Origin of the sequence: Paraburkholderia caffeinilytica, from assembly GCF_003368325.1 — a bacterium.
In the GTDB taxonomy this organism is placed as follows: domain Bacteria; phylum Pseudomonadota; class Gammaproteobacteria; order Burkholderiales; family Burkholderiaceae; genus Paraburkholderia; species Paraburkholderia caffeinilytica.
Window position 1 is genome coordinate 4,099,431 of sequence record NZ_CP031467.1, and the last position, 24,277, is coordinate 4,123,707.

The window sequence follows — 24,277 nt, forward strand, 5'->3', positions numbered from 1 at the left end:
CATGGCGACCCATGCTGCGTAATAACAAGGAGACAGACTGTGTTGACTAAAGCCAAAGATGTCCTGGCAGACGGCGTTCGCATCGAAGATCTCATTGACGTGGAGCGCAGGGAAGTTGCGCTGCGCGTGATGTCGGATCGCGAGGTCTACGACGTCGAGATGGAGCGAGTGTTCGCCAGAACTTGGGTGCTGCTAGGGCACGAGAGCGAGATTCCCAGCGTCGGCGACTACATGGTCCGATGGATCGGGGAAGACGCGGTCATCGTCGCGCGTGACCGGGAAAACGCGATCCATGTGTCGCTGAATGTCTGCCCGCACCGTGGCATGCGAGTCGCGCTCGGCGAGTACGGCAACGCGCAGACGCACCGCTGTATCTACCACGGCTGGGCATTCAAGCCGAACGGCGATTTCATCGGCGCACCGGTCGAGCGTGAGCAAATGCACGGCGACGTATGCAGTAAGGCGGAGCTTGGCCTCAAGCAGGCGCGCGTCACCGTGTACGGCGGCCTGGTGTTCGCCACTTGGAATATCGACGGCCCCTCGCTGGAAGAGCACCTCGGCGACATCAAGTGGTACCTCGACATGCTGTTCTGCCGGACCGACGCGGGGCTCGAAGTTCTCGGTCCGCCGCAACGGATGCTAATGCGGGCCAACTGGAAAACCGCCGGTGAACAATCCGCATGTGACGGCTTCCATACGCTGACGCTGCATCGCTCGCTGCTCGAGATGGGGCAGATCGGCGGCGACAGCGACACGATATACGACAAGGCACCCGCGATGTATGGCATCAATGTGAGCGCCAATGGCCATTCGCTTCGTTGTATTCCGGCGGAAGTGACGTTCTCGATGGTGATGGGCATGTCCGTCGAAGGACTGGGCGTCGAAGAACGGCTGAAGATTCTGCCACCGCCAGGTATCACCCAGGAACTTCTCCCGCAGGTGAAGGCGCATCTCAGCGTAAGTCAGGTCGAGTTGCTCGCGAAAGCGCCGCCGCAAGTCGGTGGCCTGTTCCCAAACGTGACAATCGCCTTTCTGTACATGCCGCTCGACGACGGCACGATGGGGAGCGCACTGGTGCTTCACACGTTCGTACCGAAGGGACCGGACAGTTTCGAGAACTACAACTGGATCTTCGCCGAGAAGGATGTATCGCCCGAAATCAAGCGCAAGATGCTGGCCACATCGATTCGCGCGACCGGTACCTCCGGCACCATCGAACAGGACGACGCCGATACCTGGCCGCAGATTTCGCTCAACGCGCGTGGCGCGATGGGACGGCACAACACGCTGAAGTATCAGGCGTTGCTTGGCGAGAAAAAACCGGAAAACTGGCCGGGCGGGGGTAAGGTCTATGACGGGTTTTCGAAAGACGATGCGCAATGGGAGTGGTGGCTTGCATATCGCCGTCTGATGAACGCTGGCGCTTGACTGTCCAGCTAATCGTCCCACTAACTGTGCATGCTCTAACGGAGACCGATTGTGAACGACCTGACCCAGCCTGTTGAAACGCGCCGCGTGCCGCATGGTTCGCCGATCCATAACGAAGCAGCCGGTTTCCTGATAGACGAAGCTGCGCTACTCGACCACTTCCGTCTCGCCGAGTGGCTCGAATGCCTGACCGAAGATATCAGTTACAGCGCACCGTTGCGCGTGACGCGGATGAGGGGGGACCCGGGCGAGACTACTGTGCGCTCGGTCCAGCATTTCGACGATAGTTATCGATCGTTGCAAGGACGCGTGTACCGCCTGCTGAACACGAAGAGTGCGTGGGCCGAGGATCCGGTTTCGCGAACGCGCCGCTTCGTCACTAATGTCGCTGTCAGTGAAACTGACCAGCCCGACGAGTACGACGTTGTCAGCTATTTCCTGCTGCTGCGTAACCGTTTCGAGGAAACGTCGATGGGGCAGCTCAGCGGCGAGCGTCATGATCGACTGCGCCGGGTCGATGGCCGTTTCAAACTCGCCCGGCGCGAAATCATTGTCGATATGTCGGTATTGGGGATGTCCAACCTGGCTGTGTTTCTCTGACGGTTATGGTGCAGGGGGTGACCGGGCAGGTCGGAGCAACGCGGCGCTGCCGCCACCGCGTTGCCTCAGGCGGTACAATGCGTGGTGATTGTCGGACCCGGGCTGCAGGACGTGGGGGGTCCGTCGCTGCCAACCCATTGCTGTCTTAACCCTATGCTGGGCATCACTGAATGAGCCTCGACACGACGAAGACCCCGAGAAGGCGGCCGCCCGCTGCGAAGACGTCTACGACCACAAAGAAGACTTCGCCAGCAAAGAAGGCCGTCCCGGCAAAGAAGGTGGCGCCGGCCAGAAAAGGAGCAGCTGCAACGCCACCTGTCGCGCAAAAACGCCCGGTCGCCGCACGCGAGAAAGTCCTTCCCGTCGAAAACAGCGAGGCCGTCGTCGCCGGAAGCTCCGGCCGGTTGCGCCGCAATGGTCCGCGCATGCGTTCCTCGGGACCCGAGCAGAGCGTCGAGCGCATTCTGGCTGCGACGTTCGATGCAATTTCGCGGCACGGCCTGCTGCGTCTGTCGCTAAGCGATGTGTGCCGCGCCGCGGGCGTCGCGCGTGGCACGCTGTACCGGTACTTTCCGACTAAAGAGGATTTGCTCGACGGTCTCGGCGCTCGCACGCGAGAGCGTTTCGAGAGCGCTTTGCGTGATCTGAGGGCGAGCACCGACACGCCCGACGAGCGTCTCGAAGGGGTGCTCCGTATTCTGATCGAGCAGGAGGAAGAGGCGGCGGGCGACCGCATGCTGCAGATTGAACCGCTCTTTGTGCTGGATTTTTTCGGGCGCCTGTTGCCGTACTATTCGGAACTCGTGGCGGCGACGCTGGAACCTTTTTTCGATCAGGTCGAGCGCCAGTTCGACATGAAGATCGACAGGCTTCTGATGTCGGAAGTCCTGCTGCGTGTCCGCCTTTCGCTAATCCTGATGCCACCGCAGGATAATCTCTTCGGCACCCGTTTGCGGGCCGCTTGGAACGCGACGGTCGAACGCCAGATAAAGCGTTCGTCCGGCCGCTGACGCCGCCACATTCCTGTCAATGAACCCCGCTGCGTAGCGGGGTTTTTTCTATTTCCAGCGGCTCTCCCATCACCCTGAAGTCGAGCGATCGCTCATCCGTGCTTCTACGCCGTCTGATCCACGAACTGCTCACTGGCCTCAGCGGCACTCGTTCGCACGCGGTTGTCTGAACGCTTCGAACGTGGTCCGTCGGTAGTTAACCCGTTCGGGAAAATCCTGGTCTTTTTTTCTCCAACGCATTCGATCGTCCAGGACTAAACTGCACACATTGAACAAATTAACCGCTATTTGACTAATATGTGCTTTTCGAGGCAAGGCTTAGTCAGCCGCGTGGATTCCTCCACTGCCTGCGAAGACGCTCGAAACCGATCCTTCCCGAACGAGGTAGCCAATGTTGACGAAAGTAAATCCCGACGCGGGATATAACGACGCCGTTGAGGGCGAACTGCTCGAGCGCGCCCGCGAGATGCGTCCGTTGCTGCTGCGCAATGCGCCGTTGCACGAACGTGAGCGACGTCTGTCGGCGGAAGTGATCGAAGCGATGAGCGCGGCGGGCTTCTGGGCGATGGCCGCGCCGCGTCGCTGGGGTGGCACCGGCACTTCGGCGACCACGATGGCGCGTGTCGGCAAGGAACTCGCGAAGGGCTGCTCGTCGACTGCATGGGTCTACAACATCCTTCACGGCACAACGTGGGTGGCGAGCCTTGGTCCGGATGCGTTGCAGGAAGCGATCTTCGGCGCTAACGCGGACACGCCGCGCATTTGCGGCGCGGTCAATCCGCCGGGAACCGCTATCGCAACGGACGGTGGTTACATTGTCAACGGGCGGTGGCCGTACTCATCCGGTTCACGGCACGCCAACTGGGGGCAATTCGGCTGCAACCTGCACAAGCCGGATGGTACGGTCGAGCCGGGCGGTTTCATGTATTTGCGCATGAGCGAGCTCACGATCGAAGACACGTGGTTCGTTGCCGGCATGAAGGGAACCGGCTCCGAGACCTGTGTGGCGCAAGATGTGTTTGTGCCGACCGAGCGCTTTTTCCATGTCGCAAAGCTGGGCGTCGGCAAGCACGGCGCGGACAAGAAGCATGTCGGCGAACCGTCCGACTTCTGGCCGTTCATGCCTTTTCTGCGTGCAACGGGTCACGGCATTCTGCTCGGCATTGCCGACGCGGTTCTTGAACGCGTCAAGACGGCCACAGGTAAGCCGATTATCTATACGTCATACACGCATCAACGGGATTCGTCAGTGGCACAGCGCGAGATCGGCGAGGCCGCTGCGAAAATTCGCGCCGCCGAACTGCTGATCGAAAGCAACACGCAACTCGTCGACCGGGCGGGCCTGTCGAGAATCCCACTGACAGCCGAAGAGCGGGCTCGCAGCAAAGGCGAAGGCGCGCTGACGGTCGATCTGCTCACCAGCGCGGTCGACAAACTGATGTTCATCGCGGGGGCTGGAGCATTTGCTGAATCGAACGACCTGCAGCGCATGTGGCGCGACCTGAATGTCGGCGCGCGCCACACGGCTAATCTGCCTTATGTCGGATACGAGATATTTGGCCGCTCACAACTCGGCTTCGAGACGAATATCTCGCCGCCGGACTTTATCTGATTGAACGTGCAGCAGCGTGCGGCATGCACGCCTTCGAATAGAACCCCATTCAGCTCCAAGGTATCGAGGACCCGTCATGCGTTTTTTCGAATTCATTCGCGATGGCAAGTTAGGTTTGGCAATTGGACAGGCCGACAGCGAACTTATCGGTTTGTGTGTCGGCGATGCTGGCTACCCAGGCTCGCTTGCAAGTCTCATCGAGGCGGGACCCGAGTCGCTCGCCGCGGCCGCGAGGACTTTGCGCAACGGCGCGCCGATTGCGCTCGACAAGGTTCTGCTACTGCCGCCGGTGCGCGAGCCGGGCAAGATCATCTGCCTCGGCCTGAACTATGCCGACCACGCGAAGGAGGGCGGCTTCGACATTCCCGCGTATCCGACGATCTTCGCGCGCTTCGCATCAAGCTTGATCGGGCATGGCGCGCCGATCGTCCGACCCAAGGTATCCACGCTGCTCGACTACGAAGCCGAACTGGTGGCGATCGTCGGTAAGGGAGGCCGAAATATCCCGAAAGAGCGTGCACTTGAGCACGTGGCGGGCTACTCGATCTTCAACGATGCGTCGATTCGCGACTATCAGTTGCGGACGCCTCAATGGACCGTCGGGAAGAACTTTGATGGCACAGGTGCGTTCGGCCCGTGTTTCGTAACCGCAGATGAATTGCCGCCTGGCGCGAGCGGCCTGAAGATCACGGCCCGGCTCAATGGCGAAGTAGTGCAGCGGTCGTCCACGGATCAGTTGATTTTCGACGTTGCGTCGATCGTCGCGCTGCTCAGCGAAGCGATGACGCTTGAAAGCGGCGATGTGATCGTCACCGGCACGCCTTCCGGCGTCGGCCACGCGCGCTCGCCTGCGCTTTACATGAAAGCGGGCGACGTGTGCGAGGTGGAGATCGAACAGATCGGCGTGTTGCGAAATCCTGTCGTAGACGCTTAGACGAATCCCATATCGCCCTCAGGGACCGACTGGCCAGGATCAGGCCAGCGGTTTCGCAACATGGTGGAGACGGCCGTGACAACTGCCTTGCACGAAGAATGTCCGCTGCGACGCGAAGGCGCGCTTGGGGTTCATTCGCTCGATCATTTTAGACTTGCCGTGCCGGATCTCGGCGAGGCGCGAGATTTTTTTTCGGCATTCGGTCTCGACGTGCGCGCTACCGGAGGCGGCCTCGATCTGCATGCGGAAGGTGGGCCACACAGGTGGGCGACGCTTGTCGAAGGATCGCACAAACGCCTGCATTCGGTTTCGTTCGGTGCCTTCGCAGAGGACCTTCACGCGTTGCGCGCGCGGCTCGTGTCGCTCGATATCGAATGGCAGGGCGCATCATCGGAAGACAGCATCTGGCTGCGCGACCCTGCGGGCAACCTGATCGAAATCCGGGCTGCCGGGCGCGCCGCGCCGCGTGAAAAATCATCGTATTCCGAATGGCCAGCAGCATCCGCATTGCGCGGCGCGACGAGCCGCAGTCTCGCGCCGAAAGTCCGGCCGCGACGCCTCGCCCACCTCGCGCTGTTCACGCCGGACGTGAGCCGCACGATCGCTTTCTACGAAGCCGCACTCGGCCTGCGTCTGTCCGACCGCTCGGCGGACGCTGTTGCGTTCATGCATGCACCGCATGGTAGCGAACATCACCTGATCGCACTCGTGCGTTCCGACGGTCCGGGCCTGCATCACTCGAGTTGGGATACCGGTTCGGTTCAGGAGATAGGCCTTGGGGCGATGCAGATGGCCGACGCGGGTTACCGGCTGGGCTGGGGGCTTGGGCGTCACGTGCTCGGCTCGAACTATTTCCACTACGTGCGTGATCCGTGGGGAAGCTACGCCGAGTATTCCGCGGGCATGGACTACATCCCCGCGGACGTCGAATGGGTTGGCACCGATCAGCCAGTGCACGACTCGATGTATCTGTGGGGACCTTCCGTACCCGAAGACTTTGTCACGAACTACGAAACGGCACGCTGAGACGCCCGCCATCGACGATCTATTCCAACAGGAGTCAGCATGACGCAGCAAGAAAAGAATATGCAGACGTGGCGCGACATTCAGGCGTGCTGCAACCGTGGCGATTGGGAGGCGCTGGCGACGTATTTCGATCCGGACTTCCGCTATATCAACGCGTCGCGCCCGGATCTCGGCACTTACGATGAATGGATCAAGTCGCCGATGGCAAACTTCACAACGTTTCCGCCGTGCCGCTACACGATCAAGGAAATGACCGCGACTGACGACAAGGTGTGGGCGTATTGCCACCACTACGGCGTTCACAGCGGCGGCCCGTACATGGGCATCCAACCGACCGGCAACGAGGTCAACGTCGAGTGGATCTCGATCGTGACCTTCAACGGCGACAAGGTCATCCGCATTTTCAGCATTGCCGACGTGCTCGGCATGTTCATCCAGCTCGGTGTGATCGACAGGTCACAGCTTCCCGTCAATCCGAACCGCTGAGCGGTGACACGCAGCCTCTTTGATACTGATTCATCCAATAAGGAGCGTTTGATGTCGACATTCGTTTTATTGCACGGCGGCGCGGCTGGGTCATGGATCTGGAAGCCGGTTCGCAAACTGCTTGAGCAACGCGGGCACGATGTGTACGCGCTGACATTTACGGGTTTTGGCGACAGGCGCCATCTGGTTGCGCACGGCATCACGCCCGAAACGCACGTGGCGGACGTGGTTAATGCGCTGCACTTCGAGGATATCGAGGATTGCATTCTGGTGGCGCATAGTTACTCAGGCGCTGTGGTGCCCGGCGTGCTGGCTGCGGCCGGTGCGCGGGTGCGCCGGACGGTGTACCTCGACGCGCTGGTGTTGAAGCAGGGCGAATCGGTTGCGCAGGCGATGGGATACATGACGTACGAACAGGCATGCGGGATTGCGGCAGCTGTGCGTCGTGGCGACGTGCCGCTTTACTCCGATGTCGCCGGTCAGCAGCGCGAGATGGCGAAAGATGCGCCGTTCCGGATGAGCGCCGAGCGTCAGGCGTGGATGCTCGAGCATTTGTCTGACATGCCGATGATGTGCGTGGTCGGCGGCGTCCAGATAGGTGCGGAATCGGTGTCGAAACCGGTGGATTACATCGCCTGCACCGATACGAACATGACCCAGCAGCACGCGCGCGCAGCCGAACTCGGCTGGCAGGTCCACTCACTCGAAGGCGACCATGCAGTGTTGGTCGGCGACCCGGAGAGCACGGCGCGTTTGCTTGAGACCTTTGCATAAAAGGCCCGTATTCTTACCAGACAATAAGCCTCGTCTATGACGCGAGGCATGGAGACACGACAATGCGAAGAGTTTGCAGGTCGGCAGTACCGCGCATGAAATCGGTAGCAGCAGCCATAGTGGCGCTGGCATCGGCGGGAAGCGCGTCGGCGTTCCAGTTTTCGACTGGATCGGACTGGAATGTGCATTGGGACAACACGGTGCAGGCCAATTTGGGTATGCGCGCGCAGAGTCTCGATCCCGATATCGCCAACAATCCGGCGAATCAGGCGTCGGATGGCAAATTTTCCAAGGCGGGGGATCTTGTCACTGAGCGTTTCTCACTGCTTTCGGAATTTGACGCGGTCTACCAGAACACCGTCGGCGTGCGCGTGAGCGCCTCAGGCTGGAAAGATTTTGCGTACAACAGCAATGCGCTGACCGGCCCGGGATATACTGGCCAGAGCAACTACTACAACAGCACATACTCACCCTATACGAAGCGATTCTACGAACAGGGCGCGCAGCTGCTCGACGCGTTTGTCTTCTCGAACTTCGATCTCGCTGGTCATCAGACATCGTTGAAGGTTGGGCGGCTCAACCAGTATTGGGGCAATTCGCTGTTTCTTTCCGGCATGGGTATCGCCTATTCGCAGAGTGCACTCGACCTGATCAAGGCCGCGAACTCGCCAGGCACCACCGCAAAGGAACTGTCGATTCCGCGTGCGCAAATCAATTTCAGCACGCAGATCACGCCGACATGGCAACTCGGCGGTCAGTACTTTCTCGAGTTTCAGGGCAACCGTCTGCCCGAAGGCGGCACCTTCACCGGGCCGGCGGATCTTGGCTTCGATGGTCCGCAGCAGTGGTTTCCGATCGGCGGCGTGCCGTACAGCCTGCAACGTCTGGATACGAATAAGCCTTCTAACGTGAGCAACAACTTCGGCGTGACGACACACTGGTCGCCGGCGTGGCTCGACGGCACGGCGGGCCTCTACTATCGCCGCTTCGATGAAACGCAGACGGCCGGCCCGGTACTCGGAGGTTACGGTGCCAACGGCCCGCTGAGTAACGTGATTGGCTCGTTCTATCGCTTTGTCTATCCGACAGACACCCAGTTGATCGGCTTCAGCCTGGACAAGGAAATCGGCGGCATCAGTACCGGGCTGGAGGTGTCGTATCGCAAGAACACGGGACTGAAGACCAATGGTGGTGTGCCGGTTGCAAGCGACAACTCCAACGCGTCGCTGATTGCGCGCGGCAACACGCTGAACGTGCTGGCCAATGCGGTGGTTGGCTTGACGCCCACGCCGTTTTATCAGGCCGGCACGGCGCTCTTCGAAGTCGGATACACGCACTTGCTGTCGGTTACCAATAACGCTGGCGGACGCTTTCAGAGTGTGAACAATTCGCAGGCGTGCACGGTGGCACTCGCGAACGGTTCGGTCGTGCCGGGCGACGAGAACAACGGTTGCGTTACGCGCAACTCGGTGGTGGTGGCGTTTCTGTTCTCGCCGCAATGGTTGCAGGTGTTCCCGGGTGTCGATCTGTCGATGCCAATCTTCGCGGAATACGGTCTCATCGGCAGTACGGCCAGCCTTGGCGTGCCGGTCGCGCATCGCGACCTCACGTACAGCATCGGCGTATCGGCGACCATTCAGCAGCGTTACTTCGTGACCCTTGCCTACAACGGCAATCACGGGAACCTCGGCACGCTGAGCACCAATCCCGCGAACGGGCTTTCTTACTATTCCGGCGGCAATAACGTGGGGATGTTCAATGACCGCAATTGGGTGTCGCTGACGTTCTCCACAACATTCTAGGCATACAGGCAGGAGACGAAAATGAATTGTCTGAGAACGCTGACAGCAGTTTTGTTGATGTCGATTTTCGCGACGCAGGCGCAGGCGGCCGTGTCGCAGGAACAGGCTAAAGAACTCGGGGGCAAGCTCACGGAGTTCGGTGCGGAGCAGGCCGGCAATGCCGACGGCTCCATCCCCGCGTATGACGGCGGCGTCACAAAGCTGGCGATGCCGGCGGATTTCAAGCCGGGCAGTGGCCGCTATCCGGATCCGTTCAAGGAGGACAAGCCGCTCTATACGATCACCGCACAGAATCTGGCGCAATACGCGGATCAGTTGACGCCGGGCACAAAGGCACTCTTCCAGCGCTTTCCCGACTATCGCGTCGAGGTGTACAAAACTCGCCGAACCATGGCGTATCCGGACTGGGTTCTCAAGAATACAGTGCGCAATGCGACCGCAGCGAAACTGAGTGGGCAGACCAGAGGCGATGCGGTGGCCGGTGCATACGGCGGCCTGCCGTTTCCGATTCCCCAGGACGGCTACGAGGTGATGTGGAATCAGTTGCTGCGTTATCAGGGGCCACGCACGGACTTCCGGTTCTCGACGATCTTCGTCGACCGGTCGGGGCATCAGACGCTGGTCGGGGATCAGGAATGCAAGTTCATGTACCCATACTACGACGAGAAGCAGAGCAAGCTGAACGACGACTTCTATTTCGCCGGTTATACCAGCTACTTCGGGCCGCCGTCACAGGTTGGACAACTGTTTCTGCAACGCTTTTCGATCAACCATGGCGACAAGGACGACACGACCTGGGTGTACACGCCGGGCCAGCGCAGGGTGCGCGTTGCACCGGAGTTGAAGTACGACACGCCGGCAGCGTCGATCGGCGGGACGCTGCTGTTCGACGAACTGGGCGGCTTCACCGGCCGGATGGACCGCTTCGACTTCAAGCTGGTCGGCAAGAAGGAGATGATCGTTCCATACAACAATTACCGCGCGTACGAAGCGACCGATCTGGTCGGCGATAAACACGAAAACACGAGCGCTGTCCGGTGGGAGAAGCATCGCGTGTGGGTGGTCGACGCGACGTTACTGCCAGGCAAGCGTCACGCATACAGCCGCCGCACGTACTACATCGATGAAGACACGTGGCTCATCGTCGCGTACGAAGCCTACGACGAAGGCGGTGCGCTGTATCGCGTGGCTCACACGATCAACATCGTGCCTTACGACAAGCCGCGCGTCGGGCAGCCGAGCCAGATCTCCTATGACTTGACGAAGGGAAATTATGTGATCACCGCTGTCCAGGGCGGACCGTCGATGTACATGAAGACTTTCGATGCGCTGCCGAACCAGTCGGCGTACACGCCACAAGCGATGGAAGGCAATGGCGTGCGTTAGGTTGCGCCATGGCCGGCACGTAGTGAGGTCGCTGTCGAGCGGACCCGGAAGGGCCGCTCCCTGTCTCGTGGCACACGGGTGACATATGAATGATCCGAAGGAATTGCGCAATATTGCAATGCGCCTGGGCCTCACCGCAGCCCTGGTGTTGTGTGTGAGCACGGCGACGCTGGTGCTTGCCGCAAGGGAAACCGCAGTGGGTTTCGTCGATCCACTCGACTCGCCGGCGACGCACGTATCCTCGCCGGCGACACAGCCGGTCACGGCAGTCGCGGCGGTTCAGCAACGGCTGATCGGGGTCGGCATGCGTGGCGTGATCGTCGTGTCCGATGATCACGGCGTATCGTGGCGTCAGGTGGCGAGCCCGGTGCAAAGCGATCTGACCGCGGTGATGTTCGCGACCGCACGCGACGGCTGGGCGGTTGGCCACGACGGCGTGATCCTGCACAGTGCGGATGGCGGCAACAGTTGGGTCAAGCAGTTCGACGGGCGGATGGCCGCGCAGCAGTTCGCGCGGCGGTACCGCGCAGCGATTGCGGCCGGCGACATGTCGGTTCAGCCCGCGCTCCAGGAAGTTGAGCGCAACAGTAAGGCGGGCCCGGCGCTGCCGTGGCTCGACGTCTGGTTCGAGGACGCGACGCACGGCTACGCCGTGGGCTCGTTCGGTACGTTTGCGATGACCTCGGATGGCGGCAAGACCTGGCTGCCGGCGCTTGAGCACATCGACAATCCGTCGTTCCTTAATCTGAACGCGATTCGTGCGATTGCCGGGCAGCTCTACATCGCCGGCGAGCGTGGCATGGTCTATCGACTCGACCGGGTCAGCGGACGTTTCGAGCAGATAGCCACCGGTTATGGCGGCAGCTACTTCGGCATCGCGGGCACGGCGGGACGCGTCTTTGCGTTTGGGCTGCGCGGCAACGTCTATCGCAGCAGCGATGGCGGCACCTCATGGACGCGGGTCGAAACCGGTACCGACGCGACACTGAACGCCGCGAGCGTCCTCGCGGATGGCTCGGTCGTGCTAGCGGGCACGGGTACGGTTCTGATCAACCGACCGGGCGAGGCAGGTTTCAGTCGCGTACCCGTTGGTTCGCCGATGCTCTTCGCGGGTATCGCACCGGATGGCGATGACGCGATCGCGCTGTGTGGACCGTTCGGCATCTGGGCGCAGGCGCTACCAGGTCGTGCTGCGGCGCAACCAGTCGTACCGAAAAAAAGCTGAGTCTTTTGTCCTGAACGAAACCGGAAATCCACCATGTTGAACAGCAATAAGGGCGAAGGCGTACCCATCGATGCGGGTTCCCCGGCGCGTTTCGATCGACGTTCCGGCAGCTGGCTCGAACGGCTGATCTTCAATCATCGCGCGACGATTGTTACGATCTGTGCCTTGCTCACTGCGCTGCTCGGCTGGCGCGCGACGCAATTGCAGGTAAATGCGAACTTCCAGAACATGATGCCGCAGTCGCATCCGTACATTCAGAATTACCTGAACAATGCGGATTCGCTGAGGGCGCTTGGCAACTCGCTGCGTGTCGTGGTTGAAAACACCAGCGGCGATATTTACGATCCGCAGTATTTGCGCACGCTGCAGCAGGCGAACGACCGGATCTTCCTGATGCCCGGCGTCGACCGCAGTTTTGTCAAGTCGCTCTGGACGCCGACCGTTCGCTGGACTGAAATCACCGAAGACGGTTTTCGTGGCGGCCCGGTGATGCCGGACGACTACGACGGCTCGCCGAAGGCCGTCGGTAAACTGCGGCGCAATATCGATCGCGCCGGAATCGTCGGTTCGGTGGTTGCGAATGACCAGAGGTCGTCGATGATCTTTGTACCACTACTCGATGCCGACGCCGCCACCGGCAAGAAAATCGACTACCGGGAGCTGTCTCATCGGCTCGAAAAGCAGGTGCGTTCGTTACAGTCAAAGTCGGTCAAGGTGCATATCGTCGGCTTTGCCAAGCTGGCGGGAGATCTCATCGATGGCCTGACTCAGGTCATTACTTATTTTGGTGTCGCGGCGGCGATTGCCGCGCTGGCGCTGTTCGCGTATACGCGCTGCGTGCGCAGCACGGTGCTGGTGCTTGTCTGTTCCGTCGCCGCGGTCATCTGGCAATTAGGCGTAGTCCAGTGGCTCGGCTTCGTGCTCGATCCGTATTCGATGCTGGTGCCGTTCCTGGTGTTTGCGATTGGTGTCTCGCACGGTGCGCAAAAGATGAACGGCATCACCCAGGACGTCGCGCGCGGCGCGCACCGTTATGTTGCCGCCCGTTACACATTTCGCCGCCTGTTTATAGCGGGACTGACGGCACTGCTAGCCGACGCTGTCGGGTTCGCCGTGTTGATGCTGATCGACGTGCCGGTGATTCGCGACCTGGCATTGACCGCGAGCATTGGCGTCGCGGTGTTGATCTTTACCAATCTCGTGCTGCTTCCGGTCCTGTTGTCGTTTATCGGCGTCAGTTCGACGGCGGCGCGCCGCAGCCTGAACAGTCAGAAGGCATCGGCGCAAATGGCAGGGTCCGGGGCGAAGATGTTCGCTGCGCTCGAAATCTTTGCGACGCGTCGCTGGGCTATCGGTGCGATTGCGGCTTCCGTCGTATTGTTCGCTGCTGGTCTGTCGATCAGCGCCCATTTACAGGTGGGTGACCTGAATGCGGGTGCGCCCGAATTGCGCCCGCACTCGACCTACAACCGGGACAACGCATTCATCAATGCCCACTACGGGTTGTCGAGCGACGTGTTCGCCGTCATCGTCAAGACACCGTCGGGTGGCGTCGCGCAATTCCCGACGCTGGTCGAAATGGATCGTCTCGAAGCTCAGTTGCGCGAGGTCGAAGGCGTCCGTGGCACATCGTCTGCAGCCGGCGTGATGCGCATGTACACCGCAGGAAATTTCGAAGGTTCGCCAAAGTGGATGACGATCAATCGCGACCCCTTCGTTTCGCAGGATGCGTTCTCCAACGTAGTGGTGGCGATGCCCGAGCTGACCAATCAGGATAGGTCGGTTGCGCCAGTGCAGGCCTTCCTCGCCGATCACAAGGCAGCGACCTTGACGCGAGTCGCGTCGGCCGTCGAGCGTTTTGCCGCCGCTCACGATACGCCGGAGCGACACTTTCTGCTGGCCGCCGGTTCGGCGGGTATTGATGCTGCGACGAACATCGTTGTTGAAAAGGCGAACCGGCAAATGCTTATGCTGGTCTACGCGGCGGTCGCGGTCCTGAGCTTTATCACGTTTCGCAGTTGGCAGGCCGTGATTGTCGCGTTGCTGCCGCTGATGTTGACATCGGTGCTGTGCGAAGCGCTGATGGTAATGCTTGGTATCGGCGTCAAGGTGTCGACCTTGCCGGTCATCGCACTCGGCGTGGGCATCGGCGTCGACTATGCGCTGTACCTGCTGTCAGTGTTGCTTGCGCGGCTGCGCGCAGGGGCCACGCTGGTCGAAGCGTATCGTGAAGCGCTCCAGTTCACCGGCAAGGTGGTTGCGCTGGTCGGCTTCACTCTGGCGGGTGGCGTCGTCTCCTGGGCGTGGTCGCCAATCCGGTTTCAGGCGGACATGGGTATCCTGCTGACGTTCATGTTCCTCTGGAACATGGTTGGAGCGCTGGTGCTGATCCCCGCGCTGTCGTACTTTTTGCTGCGACCGCGAACCGCCGCCATGTCTGCTGAGCCAACGCAGCCTGCCGGTTCGCAGACGCCAGCGCGGCGCAAGTCGTCGTGGGTCGGCATGACAGCAATCGACGACGGCAAGGGAGGAATCGCACATGAGTAAGCATCCGGTTGTGATCGTCGGTACCGGGCTCGCCGGTTTCCAGGCGGCTTCTGCTTTACGCGACGAAGGCTATGCTGGGCGGATCGTGTTGATCGGCGACGAGGTTCATCTACCGTATCACCGACCACCACTCTCGAAGGGGTATTTGCTCGACGGTGTGGACGAGGCCAGATTGCGGATGCGTCCGGAAACGTTCTACGCGGACAAACAGATCCATCTGCTGGGCGGCCGCCGCGCGGTCGCTATCGATCGCGCGAACCGCCGTCTGAGGCTCGACGACGGTGCGGTCCTCGATTACGCACATCTGGTGCTTGCAGTGGGCGCCAGCAACCGGCGGCTGACAGTGCCCGGTTCGACGTTGGGCAACGTGCTATCGCTGCGCACGCTAGGCGATGCGCATGCGATTCGCGAACGTTTGCGCGATGTCAGGCGTCTTGTCGTGATCGGTGCGGGTTTCATCGGGCTCGAAATTGCGGCGGCGGCCCTCAAGTCGAAGGTAGAGGTCACCGTGATCGACGTCGCGGATCGTCCAATGGCGCGGGCGGTATCGCCCGCGACGTCTGCGGTTTTTGCGCTCGAACACAGCCGCAACGGCGTGCGCTTCATGTTCAATGCTCAGGTGCAACAGATCGCCGGTGAACAGGATCGAGCAACCGGCGTGGATCTGGCAGACGGAACGCATGTGGCCGGCGACCTGATCGTGGTCGGGATCGGCGTGCAGCCGAACATTGAGCTGGCCATGACAGCGGATCTTGCCGTGCGCAACGGTATTGTCGTCGATTGCTTCATGCGCACCGCCGACCCGCACATCAGTGCGATCGGTGATTGCGCCGCGCATCCAAACAGCTTCGCGCAGGATCAGGAAGTCCGTCTGGAATCGGTGCAGAACGCGACGGATCAGGCGCGCTGTGTCGCCGCCGGCATCGTCGGCCGGGCGATTCCCTATCGCACCGTGCCGTGGTTCTGGAGCGATCAGGGGGGACTCAAGCTGCAGATCGCCGGACTGATACACGGTTACGACCAGACAGTCGTGCGTAACGATCCGCAAGGGATCGGATGCACCGTCTTTTGCTTTCGCCAAGGTAGGCTCGTGGGCGTCGAGACGGTCAACCAGCCAGCTAATCACATGGCGGCCAGACGCGTCATGGCAAGCGTGCTGGCGGGCGGTCAGGGCATCACGCCGCAACAGGCCGCGGATTCGCAGTTCGATCTCAGGGAGGCGGCGGCGCCTGTCCATCCTGCATGACCTGCCGGTCGCCGGCGATGTGCGCAGCGACCGGTTATCCCAATTCTTCGAAACGCTGCCCACGCCGCACCCCTTAGGCGCGCGGATGGCGTCACCCAGGAGCAAACCATGCAACTGACAGGCAAGACAATCGCAGTGACGGGGGCCGCACAGGGCATCGGTCGCGCGATTGCGCTCGCGCTCGCGTCCGAAGGCGTGAGCGTGGCGCTGATCGATGTGAATCGCGATGAGCTGGAGCAGACGGCGGCGCAGTGTGAAGCGGAGGGCGGCAAGGTGCGTACGTACCTTGCAAACGTCGCCGACGAATCCGATGTGGACCGTGTGATGCAACAGGTCGGCATCGATTACGCGCGCTTCGACGGTTTGGTGAACAACGCCGGTATCGTGCGCGATTCGATGCTGGTGCGCGTGAAGGATGGCGAAGTCGTCGCACGGATGAGCATGCAGCAATGGCAGGCGGTGCTCGACGTCAACCTGACGGGCACGTTTCTTTGCGCGCGTGCAGCGGCAGAACAGATGGTGCGCTTCGGTAATGGAGGTGTGATCGTCAACATGTCAAGTCTTGCGCGCGATGGCAATGTCGGTCAAAGCAATTACAGTGCGGCGAAGGCGGGCGTGGTGGCGCTGACGACGGTCTGGGCGCGCGAACTCGCGCGTTATCGCATTCGAGTAGGCGCGATTGCGCCGGGTTTTACCGCAACGGACATCCTGTCACAAATGAGACGCGAGATGCTCGACAAGCTGCTTGCGCCAGTGCCGCTCAAGAGGCTGGGCGCTGTGCATGAAATCGCGGCGGCCGCGCGCTTCATCTTCGAGAATGATTTCTTTACGGGCCGCTGCATTGATGTGGATGGTGGCATGCGCTTCTGATGCACGCGCCGCGCCTGTTCTGCTCCCGCGCCTTTCCGCTTCGACCGCTATCTTTCGATAGTTGAGCGCCTGTCCCTGTCAGTTCACAGTGACTGCCATGCTGACGAGATCGGCTGGGTGAATAATTACCGGAGACACGGAATGGATTTTGAGTTGTCGGAAGATCAGCGCGCGTTTCAGGATTCGGTGCGTAAGTGGGTCGACAAGGAAACGCCCAAGTCGTGGGCGCGCGAACTCGAACGCAACGAGCACGACTATCCGTTTGCACTGTGGGACAAATTCACTGCCGCCGGTTTTCATGGCATCGGCATCGACGAGGAATATGGCGGGCAGGGCGGCGATGTTGTGACACAGATGATTCTCGGCCGTGAGCTGGCGCGCACACTCGGTGGCCTCGCGTGGATCTGGGGCATTACGTCGTTCGCCGGCGGGAAGTCGATTGGCGTTTACGGCTCTGAAGAGCAGAAGCAGCGTTTTCTTCCGCAGATTGCTGAAGGCAAGCTCCGTGCGGCTATCGGCTTCACGGAACCAGGCGGCGGCACTGATGTGCTCGGCGCATTGCGTACAGAGGCGGTGAGAGGCGACAACGGCTGGATTCTTAGTGGCGAAAAGATATGGAGTTCGTCCGCACATGTCGCCGACTATATTCTGGTCCTTGCGCGGACGGACAAGAATGTCGAAAAGCGCCACCAGGGCGTGACCCTGTTCTTCGTTCCGGCAAAGTCGCCAGGCATCAGCATTACGCCGTTGCCGAAGCTCGGCATGCGATCGATGGGATCGTGCACGGTTCACTTCGATAACGTGTTCGTGCCGGATGATCTGGTGTTGGGAGAGCCTGGCAAGGCTTGGTACATGCTGCTACCGACTCTGAACAACGAACGGATCATGGTGGCCGCATTCTGTACTGGCGTGCTGGACGGCGTGCTCGAAGACGCACTCGATTACATGAAGCAACGCCGCGCGTTCGGCAAGCTGATCGGTGAGTTCCAGGCGCTGCAGCACTACGTTGCCGATATCGCGACGTGGCGACACTCAGTCGAGCTGATGCTGTACCACACCGCCTGGCTGCAATCCAGCGGTCGTCCCTGTCACATCGAATCGAGCATGCTGAAAGTAACCGCCTCGGAATATGCGGTGCGCGCAGCCGATCTCGGTATTCAGATTCTCGGCGGCATGGGCTATTCCGCCGAAACCGACATGCAGCGTTATTGGCGCGACGCGCGCTTGTGGCGTATCGGGCCGATCACGAACGAAATGGCGCGCAACGGTATCGCCGAGGCGCTTGGTTTGCCGCGCTCGTTCTGAGCGTCGCGATGCGCGAGCGGATCGTGCGACAAGGAGAAATTCATGGTGACCAACGTTCAGACATCTGAGGGCGTCCCCGATGTTGCCGGGTACAGCCTGCCAGGCGGTACCTATCGGATCGCAGCAGAAGAGAATCGCCGCCTGTGCAATGCCGTCGCGGCGCAAGTGGCCGGCGACGGTACTGCGCATCCCATCTATTGCTATATCGCGACCCAGGCTGGCATGGGACTGAGCGTCGACGGGCTGCTCGAGAAGTGCCAATTCGACGCGGCGGACGGCCCGTTGCTGGGCTCGACCGAAGTTACGTTCAGCGGCGTGCTAATGACCGACGTGACCTACGGAGTCGGCGGCGAAATCGTCGATCTGACACGCAAGACGAGCAAGAAAATTGGTGTGGTCGATATGCTGCGCTACCGTCTCAGGATGACCACGCCAGGCGGCGAGTCCGTGCTCGAATGTGTGAATACATGGATACTGCCGAGGAGAAATCTTCATGTCGATTAAGCACGGCGACGAGCTGCAGCCCTGGAGGCTAATCCACGTCAGCGCGGATCATATGAAAGCGCTCGCACAGGTGCTTGGCGACCCGAATCCAATCCACCTCGACCCGGCGGCGGTCGCGCGTATGGGTCTCGGCGACCGAGTGATCAATCAGGGGCCAGCGAATCTTGCCTACGTGATGAACATGCTTGCCGAAGCGTTGCCGCAGGCGCGACTTGTCAAGCTGGATTGTCGGTTCGTGGCTAACGTCTTCGCGGAGGATAGTGTCGAAGCGGGCGGTAAGGTCACCGCAATCGAAGCGTCGCCTGCCGGCGAAACGGTCGACTGCGACGTCTGGCTCAAAGTCAATCAGCAAAGCGTTGCCATTTCCGGCACAGCGCGCCTCTATATCGCTGCCTCGAGCGACGCGCCCTGACCGTGTCGCGGTAATTGGAGAACATCATGCCAAGCGGACCGCTTGCTCATATCTGTCTACTAGTCAAAAACCTGGATCAGGCAATCGACGACTGGACAAAAATCCTCGGTGTGCTGGACCCGGCGCAACTTGCCGAACCGGTTGTGCAATACGAGGAATTCGTTGGCGGCGCGGATCGCATGCGCTGGGCGACGTTCGTCTCGAATCACGGTGCGGAGGTCCAGTTGATCGAACCCGCGCCGAACACGCCGCTGGGTCGACGACTGGAAAAGCGCGGCGAGCATGTTCATCACCTTTGCTTTACGTCGCACGATCTCGAGGGATCGGTGCGGGCGCTGCGGGAGCGGGGCGTCAAGATGGCATCGGAGCACCTGAATACCGATCCGTCAATGCCGTGGCAGAAATGGACGTGGGTGTCAGCGGAGAGCGCACACGGCGTATTGCTTGAACTGGCCGCGCCGTATGAAAGCCACGGCGACGGCAAATGGCATCCGGCAGCGGTGAGCGCATCGCAGGTCAGCGGAGACCCGGTATGACGCGAACGATGAAGGCACTCGTGCTGACAGTTGCCGACGGCCCGACCAGCGCGCGAGTCGAGCAGGTTGCCGTGCCGGAGCCGGGTGCTGGCGAGGTGCGGATTGCGCTCAGAGCGGCTTCGCTGAATCACCGCGAGCTCTGGATCAGTCGTGGCCAGTATCCGGGGATGCGGCTGCCCTGCATACTCGGCGCGGATGGCGCAGGCATCATCGATGCGGTCGGTCTGGGCATCGATCGGAACCAGGTGGGGCGCGAAGTCGTGCTCTATCCGGGCCGCGACTGGGGTGACAACAAGGCTTATCCATCGAAGCAGTTCAGCGTGCTCGGTATGCCGACGGCAGGCACTATCGCCGAATACGTTTGCGTTCCCGCTGCGCATGCATTTGCGAAACCCGCGTCGTTGAGCTTCGAGGAAGCGGCTTGCCTGCCGACGGGCGGTGTGACCGCATGGCGTGCGTTGGTGACCAAGGCTCAAATCCGGCGGGGTGAAAAGGTGCTGGTGACAGGCATCGGCGGCGGCGTGGCGACGCTCGCCTTGCGGCTCGCGGCAGCAATGGGCGCAATTGTGTACGTGACGAGCGGCTCGACCGAAAAGCTGACGATTGGCGAAAGTCTGGGTGCCTCGGGTGGTGTTTGCTATCGACAGGACAAATGGGGCAAGGCGCTGCAGGCGTTATCGGGCGGCATCGACGTTGTCATCGACGGCGCGCCGGGAAGTTCGTTCGGTCAATACGTGCGCGCGTTGAATTTCGGCGCACGCGTGCTGATTTATGGCTCGACCGGCGGCACGGCCGTCGAGTTTTCCGCACCGGATCTCTTTCTGCGCCACGCGAGCGTGATCGGCACAGCAATGGGAACCACCGACGACTTCCGGAATATGCTTGCGTTCGTCGAAGCGCAGGAAGTGAAACCGGTGATTGACCGAGCGTTCCCGCTCGAGCAGGCAGGCGAAGCGCTGCACTACCTGGAGGCAGGTCATCAGATAGGCAAGGTCACGATCAGGATTTGAGCCGCGCGAATGAAGAATGAACCATGAACGATGAAAAGGGACTACCGGTGACCGACCTGTTCGATATCCGTGGAAAGGTCGCGCTGGTGACGGGGGGCGCGAACGGCATGGGGCGCATGATTGCGGAAGGCTTCGTGCGTGCCGGCGCAAAGGTCTACATCACGTCGCGCAAGCCTGAAGACGCCGAACGGACGGCGCATGAGTTCGGTGCGCTCGGCGAGTGTCACGGCATCGTGGCCGATCTTTCGACGCCCGCCGCTGCTGTAGAGCTGGCGCAGACGATGGCGGTGCGCGAGAGCGGCTTGCATATTCTCGTCAATAACGCTGGCAAGACTTGGGGCGCGCCGCTCGAACAGTTTCCGGACAAGGCATGGCCCTCGGTGTTCGCGGTCAACGTACAGGGACCATTTACGCTCGTACGCGAGTTATTGCCGTTGTTGAGGTGCGCGGCGATGCCCGACGATCCCGCCCGGGTGATCAACATCGGCTCGCTTGCCGGCGCGGTCGTCGAGCCGATCGATGCGTATTCCTATGCTGCCAGCAAGGCCGCGATTCACCATCTTTCACGGGTGCTCGCAAAGGATCTCGCAGGGGCATCCATCACCGTCAACACGGTGATGCCCGGCTATTTCCCGACGCCAATGACCGCGCATATTCGCGCGGACGAGCAACGTACCAACGGACTACAACAAAGAATTCCGCTGCGCCGGCTCGGTTCGCCGCAGGACATCGCCGGCATGTGCATCTTCCTGGCCTCGCGAGCCGGCGCGTATGTCACGGGCGCTGAGTTGCCTGTCGATGGCGGGCTATCCGGCTGCCGCTAGTGAATAAGGCCAAGCGCGCGCGCCCGCTCGATCGCCTGCAGGCGCCGTCGGGTGCCGATCTTGTCATACACCTGCTGCATATGCCACTTGACCGAGCCTTCGGTCGTGCCGAGTTTCAGTGCGACTTCCCGGTTGCGTAACCCGGATGCGACCAGGGTCAGCACTTCGAGTTCCTTTGAACTCAGCGCGCCGTACAGACCTTCGAGCGGTTCGGCAGGCGAAATGGATGGCAGGCGTTGAGCGCCGGATTCATCGAATGCGGTGAGCACGTGTGCGGCAAAGACGTCGGTGGGATGAGCGGACTGTGGCGTGACGGCGTCGCCGTCACTGAGCAACGTACGAAGCCATGGGCCTTCGTCGATGAAGCTGCGGATCAGCCCTTGTGGGGCGGCCAACGCAAGCGCTTCGCGCAACGCACGGCGGGCAGCGCGAGGGTCGCCTTCGCGCAGCAGAATCTTTGCGAGAAGGATCGTCCAGCGCAGCAGCGAGCGTACCGCGCCGGCGGCGTGGCAAAAGCTGCGCCATTGTTTGACGAGCGCGAACGCATCGGACAAGTGATCCTGCACGATAGCCGTTTGCGCCCACGCAAAGGCGCGGGATTCGTCGACCGAAGTCACATTGGCCAGCGGCCGCAGCCCTTCTGCGCTAGACGGAACCTCGCTACTGCGAGCGTATTCCGCCAACTGCCGGGGTTCTGTTCCGGCGAGCACAAGGAGACGGATCTTCTCGGCGACCAGCCCGAGGCGCAGTCGCGGCAGGTTCCGATCGAGCGCAATGCAAATACCCTGATCGAGTGCACGCATCGCTCCATCATGATCGCCCTGGGCGGCCCGAATGCGTGCGAGCGTCGAGTAGCCTGGCATCAACTGGTCGACAAAACCGAACTCGGTGACGAGCGGCAGACCGCTTGCGAGCAGCTGTGACGCTCGCTCGATTTCATTGCGGTCGTACAGGATCTCGGCGAGCGGCATGGCCGGTAGCGCGACCAGTGCCGAATCTATACCGCCATAGGCTGTGGCCTGTTCGAGCCCTTCCTCGAGTGCACGCAAGGCCGCATCGGTCTTACCGGCGAAAAATAGCGATGGTCCGATACTGGCCTGTGCGGAAATCAGCGCGAAATCGAAGCCCGAGCGCGCCAGCACGCCATGAGCGAGCGCCGCGTAGCGCTCAACGTCTGTCAGTTTGTAGCGTTCGCGTTGCGAATAGGCCAGTTGGGCATAGATCGTACCGGTGAGATATGGATGAGTTTCTTCACGGTACTCGGCCAGCAACACCGTACATTTTTCCTCGACGCGCATTGCATCATCCTGGGCGGCGGCGAGCGTCATCTCGCGATGTTGCAACAGGTACATCACCGGGCGCGCTTCGGTTGCGCTCAGCTTTCCGTTGCCAAGCTGTTGTTCGAGATGAGCGCGGACCGTGTCGAGCATCTGCTGCGCTTCGTCGAATGACAGATGACGCGTCAGCAGCCATGCCCACGTCAACAGGATCGTGGGATAGCGAGTCAGGATATCGCGCGGTATCTGAGCGGCAAACTTTGCTACCAACCGGATGCGTCCGGAGTACGCCCAGTCCTGGCAGCACGCTTCGAGGATCGCCGCGGCGCGCGTCGGTTCGCCAGCCTGCAATGCATGTTCGACGGCATCAGTGTATTGAGCATGCTGGAAAAACCAGTCGCTGGCGCGCAGCAGCAGCTCGCGGCTGAGTTGGGGGTCCCGACTGGTCAGGTGGCGGCGCAGGAATTCAGCGAACAATAGGTGATAGCGATACCACTCGCGTTCCTCGTCGAGCGCCGCGAGAAACAGGCCGGCCGCTTCGACCCGGTCGAGCATGTCGCGGGCATTGGCCGTGCCGGTGAGCGCATCGCAGAGCGCGGGTGACATCCGCTCGAGCACGGACGTTTTCAGCAGGAAGTCACGGACTGGCGCATCGAGCGACGCCAGAACTTCCTCCGCGAAGAAATCGGAAATTGCGCGGCGCGTACCGGTGAACGATGATGCGAAGGCAATTGGTGCAGCGTCGCGCTGCAATGCGAGTGCAGCGAGCTTGAGTGCGGTGATCCAGCCTTCGGCGCGCTCGGTCAATGCTCTCAGCAATTCTTCGCCCCGTCTTTGATGGCCCACGCTGGCGAGGTATTGCAGCGCTTCCTTATCGCGAAAGCGCAGGTCATCGACGCCAATCTCGATTAGTTGACCTTGCGCGCGCAACCGGCTGAGCGGCACCGCCGGCACCGTGCGTGAGGCCACGATGAAATGGGTATTGGCCGGTAACTGGTCGAGCAACCGGCGCAGCGCGTCAAGCGCGCCTGGATCGAGCAGATGAGTGTCGTCGATAAACAGGAATACCGCGCTGTCCACATCGCACAAAAGGTTCGATATCGACGTCGCGAGCAGTGAAGGGGGCAGATAGCGTTCTGTGTCGATGAGGCGGAGGAACTCCCCTTCGCGCGACGGAGCGGCTTTCGCAAGCGCCGCGGCGACATAGCTGAGAAAGCCCGACGCGTCGCAGCCGGAGCCGTCGACCGTAATCCATCCAGCGGCCTTGCCCATCATCGTGATGGCTTTGAGCCACTGCGTGAGGAGGCTGGTCTTGCCGTATCCGGCGGGGGCTTGCACGACCGTCAGGCGGGCGTGTTCGATATGGTTGAGCCGTGCAATCAGGCGTGGCCGTGCGATCGGCTCGACCGCCTCGACTGGCGAAGCCAGACGGGTTCGCGTCACTTCCATGCCGTGTCTCCTGA

At 61.1% G+C, this 24,277-nt stretch carries 21 protein-coding genes and 1 pseudogene; 21 read left to right on the top strand and 1 reads right to left on the bottom strand.

The window, feature by feature from the left end:
• The first annotated feature begins 39 nt into the window (after nucleotides 1-39).
• The 21 genes and pseudogenes from DSC91_RS34605 (at nucleotide 40) to DSC91_RS34700 (ending at nucleotide 21,537) form a co-directional block, all read left to right on the top strand.
• On the top strand, nucleotides 40-1,428 hold the full coding sequence (locus DSC91_RS34605) for a Rieske 2Fe-2S domain-containing protein (protein ID WP_208645752.1): 1,389 nt from the start codon (nucleotides 40-42) through the stop codon (nucleotides 1,426-1,428).
• A 51-nt stretch (nucleotides 1,429-1,479) separates the two neighbouring features.
• The gene (locus DSC91_RS34610) at nucleotides 1,480-2,028 is read left to right on the top strand and encodes a 3-phenylpropionate/cinnamic acid dioxygenase subunit beta (RefSeq protein ID WP_229758095.1); all 549 of its coding nucleotides are present in this window, start codon (nucleotides 1,480-1,482) and stop codon (nucleotides 2,026-2,028) included.
• A gap of 170 nt (nucleotides 2,029-2,198) precedes the next feature.
• Nucleotides 2,199-3,038: a TetR/AcrR family transcriptional regulator gene (locus DSC91_RS34615; protein ID WP_115782964.1), complete on the top strand. Its 840-nt coding sequence runs from the start codon at nucleotides 2,199-2,201 to the stop codon at nucleotides 3,036-3,038.
• A gap of 391 nt (nucleotides 3,039-3,429) precedes the next feature.
• Nucleotides 3,430-4,650 carry an acyl-CoA dehydrogenase family protein gene (locus tag DSC91_RS34620; protein WP_115782965.1) on the top strand — a complete coding sequence of 407 codons (1,221 nt, stop codon included), beginning with the start codon at nucleotides 3,430-3,432 and terminating at the stop codon, nucleotides 4,648-4,650.
• A 76-nt stretch (nucleotides 4,651-4,726) separates the two neighbouring features.
• Nucleotides 4,727-5,584: a fumarylacetoacetate hydrolase family protein gene (locus DSC91_RS34625; protein ID WP_115782966.1), complete on the top strand. Its 858-nt coding sequence runs from the start codon at nucleotides 4,727-4,729 to the stop codon at nucleotides 5,582-5,584.
• Nucleotides 5,585-5,659: 75 nt separating this feature from the next.
• Nucleotides 5,660-6,610 (top strand): VOC family protein, encoded by a 951-nt coding sequence (locus DSC91_RS34630; RefSeq protein WP_229758094.1) that lies wholly within the window; start codon nucleotides 5,660-5,662, stop codon nucleotides 6,608-6,610.
• A 39-nt stretch (nucleotides 6,611-6,649) separates the two neighbouring features.
• Nucleotides 6,650-7,096, top strand: a complete 447-nt coding sequence (locus tag DSC91_RS34635) for an ester cyclase (RefSeq protein ID WP_115782968.1) — start codon at nucleotides 6,650-6,652, stop codon at nucleotides 7,094-7,096.
• Between the two features lie 51 nt (nucleotides 7,097-7,147).
• Complete coding sequence (locus DSC91_RS34640; RefSeq protein ID WP_115782969.1) at nucleotides 7,148-7,870, top strand: alpha/beta hydrolase; 723 nt, start codon at nucleotides 7,148-7,150, stop codon at nucleotides 7,868-7,870.
• 95 nt (nucleotides 7,871-7,965) lie between these two features.
• Entirely contained in the window at nucleotides 7,966-9,672 is a 1,707-nt protein-coding gene (locus tag DSC91_RS34645; protein ID WP_162831502.1) for a DUF1302 domain-containing protein, read from the top strand.
• Nucleotides 9,673-9,693: 21 nt separating this feature from the next.
• Nucleotides 9,694-11,058, top strand: a complete 1,365-nt coding sequence (locus tag DSC91_RS34650) for a DUF1329 domain-containing protein (protein ID WP_115782971.1) — start codon at nucleotides 9,694-9,696, stop codon at nucleotides 11,056-11,058.
• An 85-nt stretch (nucleotides 11,059-11,143) separates the two neighbouring features.
• On the top strand, nucleotides 11,144-12,283 hold the full coding sequence (locus DSC91_RS34655; protein WP_115782972.1) for a WD40/YVTN/BNR-like repeat-containing protein: 1,140 nt from the start codon (nucleotides 11,144-11,146) through the stop codon (nucleotides 12,281-12,283).
• A 33-nt stretch (nucleotides 12,284-12,316) separates the two neighbouring features.
• Nucleotides 12,317-14,830 carry an efflux RND transporter permease subunit gene (locus DSC91_RS34660; RefSeq protein ID WP_115782973.1) on the top strand — a complete coding sequence of 838 codons (2,514 nt, stop codon included), beginning with the start codon at nucleotides 12,317-12,319 and terminating at the stop codon, nucleotides 14,828-14,830.
• On the top strand, nucleotides 14,823-16,076 hold the full coding sequence (locus DSC91_RS34665; RefSeq protein ID WP_115782974.1) for an NAD(P)/FAD-dependent oxidoreductase: 1,254 nt from the start codon (nucleotides 14,823-14,825) through the stop codon (nucleotides 16,074-16,076). The genes DSC91_RS34660 and DSC91_RS34665 overlap by 8 nt, the downstream gene beginning before the upstream one ends.
• 108 nt (nucleotides 16,077-16,184) lie before the next feature.
• Nucleotides 16,185-16,946 carry an SDR family NAD(P)-dependent oxidoreductase gene (locus DSC91_RS34670; protein ID WP_115782975.1) on the top strand — a complete coding sequence of 254 codons (762 nt, stop codon included), beginning with the start codon at nucleotides 16,185-16,187 and terminating at the stop codon, nucleotides 16,944-16,946.
• A 141-nt stretch (nucleotides 16,947-17,087) separates the two neighbouring features.
• Nucleotides 17,088-18,251: an acyl-CoA dehydrogenase family protein gene (locus DSC91_RS34675; protein WP_115782976.1), complete on the top strand. Its 1,164-nt coding sequence runs from the start codon at nucleotides 17,088-17,090 to the stop codon at nucleotides 18,249-18,251.
• 42 nt (nucleotides 18,252-18,293) lie between these two features.
• Nucleotides 18,294-18,755 carry a hypothetical protein gene (locus tag DSC91_RS38095; protein ID WP_208645753.1) on the top strand — a complete coding sequence of 154 codons (462 nt, stop codon included), beginning with the start codon at nucleotides 18,294-18,296 and terminating at the stop codon, nucleotides 18,753-18,755.
• Nucleotides 18,745-19,167: a MaoC family dehydratase gene (locus tag DSC91_RS34685; RefSeq protein ID WP_115782977.1), complete on the top strand. Its 423-nt coding sequence runs from the start codon at nucleotides 18,745-18,747 to the stop codon at nucleotides 19,165-19,167. The genes DSC91_RS38095 and DSC91_RS34685 overlap by 11 nt, the downstream gene beginning before the upstream one ends.
• Nucleotides 19,168-19,193: 26 nt before the next feature.
• Entirely contained in the window at nucleotides 19,194-19,703 is a 510-nt protein-coding gene (locus tag DSC91_RS34690; RefSeq protein WP_115782978.1) for a VOC family protein, read from the top strand.
• Between the two features lie 8 nt (nucleotides 19,704-19,711).
• Nucleotides 19,712-20,038 (top strand): annotated as a pseudogene (locus tag DSC91_RS38705) (alcohol dehydrogenase catalytic domain-containing protein); the annotation flags it as partial.
• Nucleotides 20,039-20,104: 66 nt separating this feature from the next.
• Complete coding sequence (locus DSC91_RS38710) at nucleotides 20,105-20,713, top strand: zinc-binding dehydrogenase (RefSeq protein WP_425272061.1); 609 nt, start codon at nucleotides 20,105-20,107, stop codon at nucleotides 20,711-20,713.
• 23 nt (nucleotides 20,714-20,736) lie between these two features.
• Nucleotides 20,737-21,537 carry an SDR family oxidoreductase gene (locus DSC91_RS34700; RefSeq protein ID WP_208645755.1) on the top strand — a complete coding sequence of 267 codons (801 nt, stop codon included), beginning with the start codon at nucleotides 20,737-20,739 and terminating at the stop codon, nucleotides 21,535-21,537.
• Here DSC91_RS34700 and DSC91_RS34705 read toward each other — a convergent pair.
• Entirely contained in the window at nucleotides 21,534-24,263 is a 2,730-nt protein-coding gene (locus tag DSC91_RS34705; RefSeq protein ID WP_115782979.1) for a winged helix-turn-helix domain-containing protein, read from the bottom strand. The two genes, DSC91_RS34700 and DSC91_RS34705, sit on opposite strands and share 4 nt — an antisense overlap.
• Nucleotides 24,264-24,277: the final 14 nt, after the last annotated feature.